At 71.1% G+C, this 12,646-nt stretch carries 14 protein-coding genes and 1 riboswitch; of the genes, 8 read left to right on the forward strand and 6 right to left on the reverse strand.

Going from position 1 to position 12,646, the window contains the following annotated elements; translation table 11 throughout:
* Nucleotides 1–28: 28 nt before the first annotated feature.
* The 3 genes from ACIA6T_RS12290 to ACIA6T_RS12300 all read left to right on the forward strand — a co-directional run bounded on the left by ACIA6T_RS12290 (nt 29) and on the right by ACIA6T_RS12300 (nt 2,920).
* Complete coding sequence (locus tag ACIA6T_RS12290) at nt 29–622, forward strand: type VII secretion system-associated protein (protein WP_399446464.1); 594 nt, start codon at nt 29–31, stop codon at nt 620–622.
* Between the two features lie 41 nt (nt 623–663).
* Complete coding sequence (locus ACIA6T_RS12295; RefSeq protein ID WP_399446465.1) at nt 664–1,914, forward strand: DUF6236 family protein; 1,251 nt, start codon at nt 664–666, stop codon at nt 1,912–1,914.
* Nucleotides 1,915–2,674: 760 nt separating this feature from the next.
* On the forward strand, nt 2,675–2,920 hold the full coding sequence (locus tag ACIA6T_RS12300) for a hypothetical protein (RefSeq protein WP_399446466.1): 246 nt from the start codon (nt 2,675–2,677) through the stop codon (nt 2,918–2,920).
* A 70-nt stretch (nt 2,921–2,990) separates the two neighbouring features.
* Here ACIA6T_RS12300 and ACIA6T_RS12305 read toward each other — a convergent pair whose 3' ends face one another.
* On the reverse strand, nt 2,991–3,200 hold the full coding sequence (locus tag ACIA6T_RS12305) for a DUF397 domain-containing protein (protein WP_399446467.1): 210 nt from the start codon (nt 3,198–3,200) through the stop codon (nt 2,991–2,993).
* Nucleotides 3,178–4,032: a helix-turn-helix domain-containing protein gene (locus ACIA6T_RS12310; protein ID WP_399446468.1), complete on the reverse strand. Its 855-nt coding sequence runs from the start codon at nt 4,030–4,032 to the stop codon at nt 3,178–3,180. Before ACIA6T_RS12310 ends, ACIA6T_RS12305 begins: the two co-directional genes overlap by 23 nt.
* A 122-nt stretch (nt 4,033–4,154) precedes the next feature.
* On the opposite strand from ACIA6T_RS12310, the gene ACIA6T_RS12315 reads away from it, so the two are divergent.
* Both ACIA6T_RS12315 and ACIA6T_RS12320 read left to right on the forward strand, forming a co-directional pair.
* Nucleotides 4,155–4,361 carry a hypothetical protein gene (locus ACIA6T_RS12315; protein WP_399446469.1) on the forward strand — a complete coding sequence of 69 codons (207 nt, stop codon included), beginning with the start codon at nt 4,155–4,157 and terminating at the stop codon, nt 4,359–4,361.
* The gene (locus tag ACIA6T_RS12320; RefSeq protein WP_399446470.1) at nt 4,358–4,768 is read left to right on the forward strand and encodes an ATP-binding protein; all 411 of its coding nucleotides are present in this window, start codon (nt 4,358–4,360) and stop codon (nt 4,766–4,768) included. The genes ACIA6T_RS12315 and ACIA6T_RS12320 overlap by 4 nt, the downstream gene beginning before the upstream one ends.
* Before the next feature lie 93 nt (nt 4,769–4,861).
* Here ACIA6T_RS12320 and ACIA6T_RS12325 read toward each other — a convergent pair whose 3' ends face one another.
* From ACIA6T_RS12325 to gcvT, 4 genes are all read right to left on the reverse strand, one after another.
* Nucleotides 4,862–6,229: an L-serine ammonia-lyase gene (locus ACIA6T_RS12325; RefSeq protein WP_399446471.1), complete on the reverse strand. Its 1,368-nt coding sequence runs from the start codon at nt 6,227–6,229 to the stop codon at nt 4,862–4,864.
* A gap of 161 nt (nt 6,230–6,390) precedes the next feature.
* A complete protein-coding gene (glyA, locus tag ACIA6T_RS12330) occupies nt 6,391–7,650 on the reverse strand; it encodes a serine hydroxymethyltransferase (protein WP_399446472.1) in 1,260 nt (419 codons plus the stop codon).
* Between the two features lie 14 nt (nt 7,651–7,664).
* Complete coding sequence (gcvH, locus tag ACIA6T_RS12335; RefSeq protein ID WP_385052563.1) at nt 7,665–8,042, reverse strand: glycine cleavage system protein GcvH; 378 nt, start codon at nt 8,040–8,042, stop codon at nt 7,665–7,667.
* A 115-nt stretch (nt 8,043–8,157) separates the two neighbouring features.
* Complete coding sequence (gene gcvT, locus ACIA6T_RS12340) at nt 8,158–9,276, reverse strand: glycine cleavage system aminomethyltransferase GcvT (RefSeq protein WP_399446473.1); 1,119 nt, start codon at nt 9,274–9,276, stop codon at nt 8,158–8,160.
* A gap of 173 nt (nt 9,277–9,449) precedes the next feature.
* A riboswitch (glycine riboswitch) is annotated at nt 9,450–9,550 on the reverse strand.
* Nucleotides 9,551–9,773: 223 nt separating this feature from the next.
* Here gcvT and ACIA6T_RS12345 point away from each other — a divergent pair.
* The 3 genes from ACIA6T_RS12345 to ACIA6T_RS12355 all read left to right on the forward strand — a co-directional run bounded on the left by ACIA6T_RS12345 (nt 9,774) and on the right by ACIA6T_RS12355 (nt 12,282).
* A complete protein-coding gene (locus ACIA6T_RS12345) occupies nt 9,774–10,442 on the forward strand; it encodes an AAA family ATPase (protein ID WP_399446474.1) in 669 nt (222 codons plus the stop codon).
* A gap of 69 nt (nt 10,443–10,511) precedes the next feature.
* The gene (locus tag ACIA6T_RS12350; RefSeq protein ID WP_399446475.1) at nt 10,512–11,291 is read left to right on the forward strand and encodes an enhanced serine sensitivity protein SseB; all 780 of its coding nucleotides are present in this window, start codon (nt 10,512–10,514) and stop codon (nt 11,289–11,291) included.
* A gap of 241 nt (nt 11,292–11,532) precedes the next feature.
* Nucleotides 11,533–12,282, forward strand: a complete 750-nt coding sequence (locus tag ACIA6T_RS12355) for an enhanced serine sensitivity protein SseB C-terminal domain-containing protein (protein WP_399446657.1) — start codon at nt 11,533–11,535, stop codon at nt 12,280–12,282.
* Nucleotides 12,283–12,646 lie beyond the last annotated feature (364 nt).

The raw sequence follows: 12,646 nt of genomic DNA on the forward strand, positions 1-12,646 counted from the left end.
CGGGATGAGTGAGCGGAGTGGGGCAGTGATGCCCACACCCCCCGAGGACATCGTCGAGGCCGCACGGCTCGCGCCGGAGCACTGGATCAGCATGATCGACCCCGGCTGGGACGGCGAGGGCGTGCCGCCCGACCGGGTCGTGGTCGGCCGCTGGCGCACGGGAGCGACCGGCGAGATCGAGGAGTGGGAGGACAACGAGGCGTACCGCCCCTCCCCGGAAGCGCTCGGCTGGCCCGAGCCCACCGACGACGTCGACGCGGCCCTCCAGCTCGCCGTCACCGGTTACGGCCCGCCCGAGGACGCCCTGCGCGCACTGGCCGCCGCCGAGGTGGCGGTGCTGACCCTGCCGGACGGCACACCGGTGACCGCCTCCGTCGAGGACGGCAGACTCGTCGTCCCGGTCTTCACCGCCTCACCCCACCTCAACAGTGTGGGCGGCTTCGCCTTCGAGCACGTCACCGTCCCGGCCCTCCTGGACCGCCTCCCACCCGGCCACGCGCTCTACGTCAACCCGGCCGGCCCCGCGGGTACGGTGCTGGAGTCCGACCAGCTCGCGGAGACGATCGCGGATGGAACACGACCGGCCGACACACCTGGTCCCCTGACTAACATCACCGGGTGACGGCCCACAGGGCTCGGGTACTTCCACGAAGGAGCGTGTCCGTGCAGCGCACCGGTCTGTACTACCCGTACGTCCACTTCCGTGATCCGGCGTGGATCAAAGCCGCCGCGCTGTACTTACCAGAGATGGCCCGTGTGGTGCCCGAGGGCTTCCGCGTCTCGGACCCGGACCACGTCCGTGTCCTGCGGGACGAGCTCGGCTTCGTCCGGGACATCGACCCCGCCGGGGCCGTCGAGGCGGCGTCACGGCAGCTGCTGCGACTCGTGGACGAGCGCGGTGAGGAGGTGCGGAGCCGCTTCGGTGTCCACGGTGCCGGCACACCGGACGCCGTGGACGTGGTGAACGCCGAACCCTCGCCGCCCGGCACACCGGCACCCGGGGACGACCAGGCGCGCTTCCTCTCGACCGTGGGCCGGCCGTTGGCGGGCCTGTACCCGGAGGAGATGTCGCCGGAGCTGAGGGACGCCCTGTTCGGTACCGGACTGGCGGTGCGGCGGACGCGCAACGCGGTCAGCCATGGCGCGCACCACGCGTGGGTGGGGATGGACCCGGCGCTCGCCTGGGTCTACAAGTGCGCGCTGACCGCCGAACTCGCGGCCCGCACCGCCTTCCTCCCCGTCACCGACCAGGAGGCCGCCCACACGGCCGTCGACCCCTGGGACGCCGAGCGGATGGCGGCGGTCCTCCTGGGCGGTGCCCCGGCTCCGGCCGGAACCGGCGACCTGGCAGGGCGGGTCGGGGTGCTGTCGGTGCGGTGCGTGCTCCCCGCACGGCTCGCCGAGGTGCCCGCCGAGAAGATCGTGGAACTCCGCAGGAAGTACGAACCGGAGTTCTTCGCCTACCTGGACGCCATCGCCCGGACGGCGGCGGACCTGCGCGAGGAACTGGCCGGCATCCGCAGTCCGCAGGCACTGGACCTGTACGTGCGGCAGGCGGTGCACAAGGACTTCGAAGTCGAACTGGTGAAGCTGCGCGAGGCCATGAACGGCGTCGGCCTCCAGACGATCACCACCTCCGTCAGCACCACGTTCGACACCCCCACCTCGGCGGCCCTGGCGAGCGGACTGATCGGCACGGTCGGCGGCACCGTGGCGGGCAGCGCGGCGGGCATCGTGGCCGGCGTCGGCGCGACAGCCGTGGGCATCCTCGGCGGAGCCCGGAGACAGCGCGACGCGGCACTCGCCGCGTCCCCGGTCAGCTTCCTCCTGCGCGTCGAACGCGGGCTGAAACCCACCACCGCGGTGCGCCGGATCGGACGCGCCCTGCGACGGAGCGCCGGCGCGAGCGTGTGACGGGCAGGGAACCGTGTCCGAAGGCCGCTGTCGACTCCTCCGTTTCGAGGCATGACGAACGAGCCGGACGCCGCCGGCTTCTCCTACGGCGAGTGCGAGACGCGTCGGTCTGCCAACGCGACAGGCGGCAGCAGGAGACCGTCGGCCAGGAAGCCCGGCCCGATCATGGCGATGCGGTCCAGGCCGGGCAGTTCCTCACGGCGGTCCGGCGACAGCGCGGCGAAGCCTGCCGCGGCCGGTAGCGCCGGGCCGGTGCCGCCCCTCCGGTGAGCATCTGCGGTCGGCGAGCCGATCAGTGGTACCAAGCCCGCGAGCGCGACAACCAGAGAGATGACGGTGCGGCGGGGGTGATCCGCCGCGTCGTCAGTCCCGGCAGGTGGGCGACCGGGCAGCCCATGTCCCTCGCGACGGCCGGCGGCAGGAGCCCGATGAAGGCCGACTGGTCGACCACGGCCGGCACCGTTCCGTATCAGCGGTCCGTCGATGCCTTCGGATCCGGTGACACCACCCCTCCGGATCATCGGCGGCAGGAGGGGGAACCACGCCGGATCCGCAGGCCGGAGGCCCCGTTGCGGAGTCACGGAAAAGGTAACGGAGGGCTCATGACCCCTCACTCTGTCGAAAAGGGTGAACATCTGGCGGGCAAATGTAACTCGCGCACTCAAATGAGCGGAGCGTGAACACTGGGGACTGAAATGCTCCCGCTTTTCGGAGCGACACACGCCTCCCAGCAGTGTGGTGAGGGATCACGTCCTGCAACGTGGTGCAGGCGGTCAAGGCATTCGTGTTCCGGTACGAAGGCCGCGGCGGCCTCCTCGGCCCAGTCACCCAGTGGCGGTGTGGTGGCCCCGAAGACATCGACTCACCGATCACCGATCTCGGATTCCGGCCACTGGAGCCCGCCGAGGGCATGGACCTCACCGACACCGCTCGGTTCCAGCGCTGGGGGCTCGACGACCCCGACCCGCACGAGAACGACGGGGCGGGAAACTCATCCCGCCCCTGAGCGAGGCACTCGACGCACAGGGGAGACGCGCCCGGACGCAGCGACGCGCCGCACCCATGGCGTGGAGGAGCTACGGCTGGTCTCCGAGGGTCTCGACGAACCGGCTCCAGGCGTCCGCCGGGAACACGAGAGCGGAGCCGCGGGGGTCCTTGGAGTCACGGACGGGGACGAAACCGGGAAGGCCGTCGGCGACTTCGACGCAGTCGGCACCGTCGCTGTTGCTGTAGCTGCTCTTGCGCCAAGCGACGGAGCTCAGATCAGGCTTCCTGCTGGGCTTCATGTCTGTAGGTCCTCGCTGCTTGTTCGACCAGGGCCAGGGACGCGTCCGGGGGCAATGCGACGGCCCTGAGCCGATCGTACGACCTTTGGTACCCCTTCACGGAGGCCGGATAGTCGACAATCTGCCCGTCGTGATTCCCTTCCGTCCACACCACTGGTGGCGCATCTGCGAAAGTCATGATCTTCACCATGCCGTAGATGAGGGGATGCCAGGCCGTGGTGTCCGGCACGATTTGCAGAACGTTCTGTGTGGACCGCATTACGTCGAGAATGTGCTCCAACTGCTCGGCCATCTCCGCAGGTTGCAGTGACGTCTTCCTGATGACCGACTCCCGCATGATTCCCCAGTAGGCCGGTCGGTCCGGGCGGTTCCACAGTTCCGCGCGCGCAATCCGCGCACGGACACGCTCCTCGACCGTCGTGGGCGGAAGGTGCGGTGCCTCGTACCGCAGCAGCCCTCTGAAGTACCCCTCGGTCTGGAGCAGGCCAGGGATGACGCTTGGTGCCCACTCCTCCAGAGTCTCCGCCTGTTTCTCGAGCTCGGGCACATCGGCGAAGTACAGCGGGTGACCGACCCTCCGCGCCCTGGCTGCGTCTTCGCACCGCCGCTGGAAGAACCCGTCCGTACCCAGCCGTTCGTCCACGTACTGGGCGAGATCCACCGGCATCCGCCGCTCGCCCCGCTCGATCTGGCTCAGGAACGAGAGCCCTCGGAAACTCCCTTTCGCCAACTGCTCCAGCGTCAGCCCCGCCTGCTCCCGCTTGTAGCGCAACTCGGCGCCGTAGAAGCAGGGGACGCTCGTCGACGCGTCGGGGTCCTTGCGTGCGGGCACGACCCACCACCTCCGTTTGCCGGTTGCCGTGCGCAACGTGAACGTCTTTCACGGTACGCCGAGTGACGTCACTCTGTGAGCGATCCATCACGGAAAGCACAAGCCGCAGAAAGGCGCCCGGCATGCACCCTCACGACGACACGGAAACCTGCGTCGAACACCTCCGCGCCGCGCTGGAGGCGAACGGCATCACGCTCCCCTCCCTCACCGTGGACCTGCCGACCTTCGCAGGCGCGTACACCGCACCGCCGCTCATCGCGCTCGGCAACTGCAACGCGGCCACCGCCCGCGCCCTGACCGCCGCCCTGCGCAAGGCGGCCGGCGCGTGACCACCGAACGTCCCCTCGTCCTCGACCTGCTCGCCCTCCCCAAAGCCGTCCCGGAGGCCCGCCGCGCCGTACGCGACCACCTGGGCGAGCCCTGCCCCGAACTGCAGCTCTGCGTCAGCGAGCTGCTCGCCAATGTGATCCGCCACCTCGGAGAAGGAACACCGGTGACCCTCCGCCTCACCCGCGCGCCGAACGGCGACAGGCGCCTGGAGGTCACCGACCCGGACCCGCATGCCTGGCTGGTCCTGCGCCACCCGGCCACGGACGACGAGACGGGCCGGGGCCTCCTCCTGCTCGACGCCGTGACGGCGCGCTGGGGTGTGACACAGAACGCGCGGGGCAAGACCGTGTGGTGCGAGCTGTCCGACGGTTTCGGCAGTCACCGTCGACCGAACGGGCACCTCTAGCCAAGAGGAGTGCCGTTGTGGACAGCCGAGGCGGGAGGCCGGCCCCGCCTCGGCGGCGACCGCGTGCGAATGTGCCGGCCGGGGCCCGGCCCCTCAGCACTCGATGATGTTCACCGCGAGCCCGCCCCGGGCCGTCTCCTTGTACTTGACCGACATGTCCGCGCCGGTGTCCTTCATCGTCTTGATGACCTTGTCCAGGGACACCTTGTGCGAGCCGTCGCCGCGCATCGCCATCCGGGCCGCCGTGACCGCCTTCACCGCGGCCATGCCGTTGCGCTCGATGCACGGGATCTGCACCAGGCCGCCGACGGGGTCGCAGGTCAGGCCGAGGTTGTGCTCCATGCCGATCTCTGCGGCGTTCTCCACCTGCTCGGGGGAGCCGCCCAGCACCTCCGCCAGCGCGCCCGCCGCCATCGAGCAGGCGGAGCCGACCTCGCCCTGGCAGCCGACCTCGGCGCCGGAGATGGAGGCGTTCTCCTTGAAGAGCATGCCGATCGCGCCGGCCGCCAGCAGGAAGCGGACCACGCCCTCCTCGTCGGCGCCGGGCACGAAGTTCATGTAGTAGTGCAGGACGGCGGGGATGATCCCGGCCGCGCCGTTCGTCGGCGCGGTGACGACCCGGCCGCCGGCCGCGTTCTCCTCGTTCACGGCCATGGCGTACAGGGTGATCCACTCCATGGCGAGGGCCTGCGGGTCGCCCTCGGAGCGGAGCTTGCGCGCGGTGTTCGCGGCGCGGCGGCGCACCTTCAGGCCGCCCGGCAGGATGCCCTCGCGGGACATGCCCCGGTCCACGCACGCCCGCATCACGCGCCATATCTCCAGCAGCCCCTCGCGGATCTCCTCCTCGCTCCGCCAGGCCCGCTCGTTCTCCAGCATCAGGGCGGAGATGGACAGGCCGGTCTCCCTGGTGAGGCGCAGCAGCTCGTCGCCCGTGCGGAAGGGGTACTTCAGGACCGTGTCGTCCAGCACGATGCGGTCCGCGCCGACCGCGTCCTCGTCCACGACGAAACCGCCGCCGACCGAGTAGTACGTCTTCGTCAGCAGCTCCGTACCGGCGGCGTCGTACGCCCACAGCGTCATGCCGTTGGCGTGGTACGGGAGCGCCTTGCGGCGGTGCAGCACCATGTCGTCGTCGAAGGAGAACGCGATCTCGTGCTCGCCGAGCAGCCGGATCCGGCCACCGTCCTTGATCTTCTCCACCCGCTCGTCGGCCGACTCCACGTCCACCGTGCGCGGCGAGTCGCCCTCCAGGCCCAGCAGCACCGCCTTGGGCGTGCCGTGGCCGTGTCCGGTGGCGCCGAGGGAGCCGTACAGCTCCGCCCGGACCGAGGCGACGGAGCCCAGCAGGTCCTCGTTGCGCAGCCGCCGGGCGAACATCCGGGCCGCCCGCATCGGGCCGACCGTGTGCGAGCTGGACGGGCCGATGCCGATCGAGAAGAGATCGAAGACCGAGATGGCCACGGAAGGACTCCTAAGGGTTCGGCGGACGACGCTGTCCACCGGGAAAGGGTGGTTCAGAAGAGAGGGATCGTTTACGCGGCGGTGCATGGTGCGGGGCACCGCGCCCACCGACCCAGTGTGCGCGATGCCCCTGATGTCCGTACGTATGAAAGCGTACGAAATTACTTCAGACCGGGGTACAACGGGTGCTTCGCGGCGAGTGCCGTCACCCGGGCCCGGAGCGCCTCCACCTCGAAGGACGGCTTCAGCGCCTCGGCGATCACGTCCGCGACCTCGGCGAAGTCCTCGGCGGTGAAGCCGCGGGTGGCCAGGGCGGGCGTACCGATGCGCAGACCCGAGGTGACCATCGGCGGGCGCGGGTCGTTCGGGATCGCGTTGCGGTTGACCGTGATGCCGACCTCGTGGAGGCGGTCCTCGGCCTGCCGGCCGTCCAGCTCCGAGTTCCGCAGGTCGACCAGGACCAGGTGCACGTCCGTGCCGCCGGACAGCACGTCCACGCCCACGGCCTTCACGTCGTCCTCGACCAGGCGCTCGGCCAGGATGCGGGCGCCCTCCAGGGTACGGCGCTGGCGCTCCTTGAAGTCCTCGGTGGCGCACACCTTGAAGGCGACCGCCTTGGCGGCGATCACATGCTCCAGCGGACCGCCCTGCTGACCGGGGAAGACCGCGGAGTTGATCTTCTTGGCCAGCTCGGCCGTGGAGAGGATCACACCGCCGCGCGGGCCGCCGAGGGTCTTGTGGGTGGTCGTCGTCACGACGTGGGCGTGCGGCACCGGGTTCGGGTGCAGACCCGCGGCGACCAGGCCGGCGAAGTGCGCCATGTCGACCATGAGGTACGCGCCGACCTCGTCCGCGATCCGGCGGAACGCGGCGAAGTCGAGCTGACGCGGGTACGCCGACCAGCCGGCCACGATCAGCTTCGGCTTGCTCTCCTTGGCGAGGCGCTCGACCTCGGCCATGTCGACCCGGCCGTCGTCGCCGACGTGGTACGCGACCACGTCGTAGAGCTTGCCGGAAAAGTTGATCTTCATGCCGTGGGTCAGGTGCCCGCCGTGCGCGAGGTTCAGACCCATGATCGTGTCACCGGGCTTGAGCAGCGCGAACATCGCGGCGGCGTTGGCCTGCGCGCCCGAGTGCGGCTGCACGTTGGCGTGCTCGGCGCCGAAGAGCTCCTTGACCCGGTCGATGGCGATCTGCTCGATCACGTCGACGTGCTCACAGCCGCCGTAGTAGCGGCGGCCGGGGTAGCCCTCGGCGTACTTGTTGGTGAGGACCGAGCCCTGGGCCTCCATGACCGCGACCGGGGCGAAGTTCTCCGAGGCGATCATCTCGAGGGTGGACTGCTGGCGGTGCAGCTCGGCGTCGACCGCGGCGGCGACGGCCGGGTCGAGCTCGTGCAGGGGCGTGTTCAGAAGCGACATGCGGTTACGGCTCCTCAGCCCTTGATGAAGGCGTCGTACTCGGCGGCGGTCAGCAGGTCGGCCGGCTCGTCGGTGACGCGCACCTTGAACAGCCAGCCGCCCTCGAAGGGAGCCGAGTTCACCAGCGACGGGTCGTTCACCACGTCCTCGTTGACCTCGGTGATCTCGCCGGTGACCGGGGAGTACAGGTCGCTGACCGACTTGGTCGACTCCAGCTCGCCGCAGGTCTCGCCCGCGGTCACGCCGTCACCGACCTCGGGGAGCTGGACGAAGACCACGTCGCCGAGCGCGTTGGCCGCGTGCTCCGTGATGCCGACCGTCGACACGCCGTCCTCGGCGGCCGACAGCCACTCGTGCTCCTTGCTGTAACGCAGCTGCTGGGGGTTGCTCATGGCCTGGATTCTCCTGTACGCGGGGGACTGCCGATGAATGGGGGGACTGCGGTGCGGCGCCGGTGAGCAGGCACGACGTGCTCACCTCACGCGCGGGAAGTCGTCTGTGACGGTGTCACTTCTGCCGCTTGTAGAACGGCAGCGCCACGACCTCGTACGGCTCGTGGCTGCCGCGGATGTCCACGCCGACACCCTCGGTGCCGGGCGCCGCGTGCGCCGCGTCGACGTACGCCATCGCGATCGGCTTGCCCAGCGTGGGGGAGGGGGCGCCGGAGGTGACCTCGCCGATCACCTCGCCGCCGGCCACGACCGCGTACCCGGCGCGCGGGACCCGGCGGCCCTCGGCGACCAGGCCGACCAGGACGCGCGGCGGCTCGGCGGCGGCGCGCTCCGCGGCCTCGGCGAGCGCCGTACGGCCCACGAAGTCGCCCTCCTTCTCGAACTTCACCACCCGGCCCAGACCGGCGTCGAAGGGCGTGAGGGAGGTGCTCAGCTCATTGCCGTACAGCGGCATGCCGGCCTCCAGGCGGAGCGTGTCCCGGCAGGACAGCCCGCAGGGGACCAGTCCGGCGCCCTCGCCGGCCTTGGTGAGCGCCTGCCACAGCTCCACCGCGTGCTCGGGCCTCACGAACAGCTCGAAGCCGTCCTCGCCGGTGTAGCCGGTGCGGGCGATGAGCGCGGGCACACCGGCGACGGTGCCGGGCAGACCGGCGTAGTACTTCAGGCCGTCCAGGTCGGCGTCGGTGAGCGAGGCGAGGATGCCGGGGGACTCGGGGCCCTGCACGGCCAGCAGCGCGTAGGCGTCGCGGTCGTCGCGGACCTCGGCGTCGAAGCCGGCCGAGCGCTCGACGAGCGCGTCGAGCACCGTCCGGGCGTTGGAGGCGTTGGCGACCACCATGTACTCGGTGTCGCCGAGCCGGTAGACGATCAGGTCGTCCAGGATGCCGCCGTCCTCACGGCAGATCATGGTGTAGCGGGCGCGGCCCGGCTTCACGCCGCCGATGTTGCCGACCAGCGCGAAGTCCAGCAGTTCGGCGGCCCCCGGGCCGGTGACGGTGATCTCACCCATGTGGGAGAGGTCGAAGAGGCCGGCCCTGGTGCGGACGGCGTTGTGCTCGTCGCGCTCGGAGCCGTAGCGCAGGGGCATGTCCCAGCCGGCGAAGTCGGTCATCGTCGCGCCGAGCGAACGGTGCAGGGCGTCGAGCGCGGTCCGGCGGGGTTCGGTACTGCTCATCGGTCGGTCTCCCAAAGGCATGACGGGCGGCGAGGGCGTTTCCTCCCCATCTGTCATCGGAACCTGAGAGGTTCGCCATGACCGCCCACGCAGGGGGCGTCCTGGCTTGCACCTTGGGTGGAGCCACCGGAGCACTGCTGGATGCCCTTCGACGGCCCGCTTTTCAGATGTGCCTCGCCCGCGCGGTAACGGGGCCTGAGAGATTCAAGGGAGGGACTTGCTCCTTCGGCGCCCCGGCGGCAAACAGTGCCGGGGACTCTCCCGCGCGGATTCAAACGGCCGGTATGCAGTTGGCGCGCACATCATTGCACGCATTGCGGGGGCGCGGCAGGGGGACCCTTCCCAGGGGGTGCACAGGGTGTGCGGGCGCCGTCACAGGGGGCTGTGACACGCCTGTTTCAGGAAACGGACGGAAACGACAGACACCCGGCATTACCTTCTCTTTACACTCGGCGGGGATCGGTACTCGTACCCGGCCCCAGGGGAGGACGATCACGGTGAACAGGACCACGGCGTGCGCCACCACCACAGGCGTCGCGCTGCCCCAGCAGTCGGCCGCCCAGGCCCGGGGGGCCCGTGGCGCGCTGCCGGCGCCCGTCGTCCGCGATCTGCGCGCGCGGGCCGGCCGCAGCCCGCGCGCCCTGCTCTTCGGACCCCGGGACCTCGTCGTGGTCACCGGGCTGCCCGGCAGCGGCAAGTCCACGCTGATGCGGCGCACGGTGCGCGGCACCCGCGTCGACTCCCAGGACACCCGGGACCGCTGGGACGGCCGGGTGCCGCGCCTCCTGCCGTACGCGGTCTACCGCCCGCTGGTCCGCCTCGCCCACTACGCCGGGCTGCGCCGCGTGCTGCGGGCCGGCGGGCCGGTCGTCGTGCACGACTGCGGTACACAGGCCTGGGTGCGCCGCTGGCTGGCCCGCGAGGCCCGCCGACGGGGCGCGAGCCTGCATCTGCTGCTGCTCGACGTCACCCCGCACCAGGCCCTGGCCGGCCAGCGCGAACGCGGGCGCGGGGTCTCCCGGTACGCGTTCCTGCGCCACCGCGCGGCGAGCGAGCGGCTGCTGCGCGCGGTGGAGCGGGGCACCCTGCCGGCGGGCGCGGGTTCGGCGGTCCTGATCGACCGGGACGCGGCGGACGCGCTGCGCCGGGTCGGCTTCACGGGCTGACCGGCTCCACGGGCCGGCGGGTAGCCTTTCCAGCCACAGCAGTGGTTCCAGGCAGCAGGCGGTAGGCAGATGGACTTCCCGGCGGACTTCCCGGCACAGACGCACCCCCACCCGCACGGCGGATGGCCCGGCAACGAACTGGAGGAGGTGCTCTCCGCCTCCCTCGGCGTCCCCTCGGCGGGCGGCAGGATCGTCGAGGCGCTGGGCCGCAGCTTCGTCTGGGTCCCGCTGCCGAACGGCGGCGGCCCGGACAGCGGCCCGCTGGACCTGCCCACCATGGAGATCGACGGCCAGGTCCACGTCCCCGTCTTCAGCTCCGAGGAGCAGTTCCGCCAGGTCGTCGGCGCCCACATGTCGTACACCGTCGCGCCCGCCGTGGAGTTCGCCCGCGGCCTGCCGCCGCAGGCCGGCATCGCGGTGAACCCCGGCGGCGTGGTCGGCATCCCGCTGCCGCCGCCGGCCGTCGCCGAGCTGTGCCGGGCCGGACGCACCCCGCTGGACGGCCCGGCGGCCGGCGGCCGGGTCCGGCTGTTCGAGCCCGACTGGCAGGAAGACCCGCTGGACTTCCTCGCCGCCGCCTCGGCGGAGTTCGACGCCCTCGGCGTGGTGACCACCGCCCGCCGCTGCCTCGCCGCGATCGAGACGGCCGCCCCGGTCCTCTTCATCGGCGTGGAACTCTCCCGATGGGAGGGCGACGCCCGCACCCTCCCCCTGGACGCCCTGGGCCGGGCCCTAGGCCGGACCCCCGCCCCCTGGCCGGTCAACCTCATCGTCCTGGACATCGCCCAGGACCCGGTCGGCGACTGGCTCCGCACCAGGGTCAACCCCTTCTACCAGCGCCAGCAGTAGGGGAGCGGGCCCCACTTTCTGCGAACGCCCGCAGCGACCCCCCGAAGGGGCGCGGGGAACTGCGCGACAAGCCACGACAAACCCGCACTCGCCGGACGACGCGCAGCCCCGAGCCCTTCCGCGCTCGCCGCACAGCAGCCTGCCGCACGACGTCGGCTTAAGCTAGGTCCATCCGCTGGCGAGGTACGGAGGGGCGATACAAGTGAGCGCTGGCACCGCGGCGACCGGACAGGTCGAGCACATGCTGCGCCAGGTGACGCCCGGGCGTTACGACGCGTACGAGGCGTTGCTGCGCGCCCTCGCGACCCCCGCCTCCGGCCGGGTCTGGATGCTGCTCTGGCACGGCCAGGCCGGCTCCCCGGACGCCCAGTACGGGAACATGGAGGTCGACGGCCTCGGCTACGCGCCCTGCGTCACCTCCGCCCAGGAGCTGTCCGCCAGCGGCTGGAACCGGTCGTACGAGGTGGTCGACGGCCTCGAAGTGGCCCGCGCGCTCTACCCCGACCACTACGGGCTCTGGCTCAATCCGCACGCTCCCGGGGGTGGCGTCGGCATCCCCTGGCCGGATCTGCGCCGGATCGCCGGCGGCCTGGACCGTCAGCCCGCCGGACCGCTGCGGCTGTCCGAACCGGCCATCGAGATCCCTCAGTTCTACGCGCTCCTCGCGCAGAACGCCCACCGCACCCCGGCCGTCCGCGCCCTGCGCCGCGCCTGGGTGCAGCCCGCGCTGGGCGCCCCGTACCTCGCCATCGGCCTGGACGTGTACGACACCTCCCCGCCCGCCGTGGACGCCGTACGCGCGATGATGCGGCAGTCCCTCGGCGCGGTCCCGGACGGGCTGCCCGTGTCGACCGTCGCGATGTCCGACGAGCACGACCCGGTCGCGATGTGGCTGCGCGCCAACTCCCGCCCGTTCTACGACCGCGAGGCCCACGGCGCCGTGCCGTCCCCCGCCGCGGCCTACGGCTACCCGCCCGCGCACCGGGGCTGACCGGCCCGGATGCGCTCCGTGTTGACGGAGCGTAACTGTTCACCCAGTGGACAGGCAGGCGATCTGGAATGGACGCTTCCGTCGAATCCGCCACGTAGCGTCGGTTTCCCGCCACATTTTCGGCCATGTGCACTCAGCGACAACTCGTTGACCGCCTGTCACCTGCGGTTTCACCCGTTCTTCACGCTGCCGGACGCCATCTGAGCGTTCGTCAGAAAGGTGTTCCCGTGTCCGGCGGGTTAAATCTTGACGGGGGGATGCCTGAACCGCCCCATATGTCAACTGTTCAGATCTCAGGTAGGTATCACCGCTATCCGGACTGTTCCTGACCGACTGTGAACGTCTGTAGTGTTCGGCCGGTCAA

Origin of the sequence: Streptomyces sp. NPDC051740 (genome assembly GCF_044453165.1) — a bacterium.
GTDB classification, from domain to species: Bacteria; Actinomycetota; Actinomycetes; order Streptomycetales; family Streptomycetaceae; genus Streptomyces; species Streptomyces atrovirens.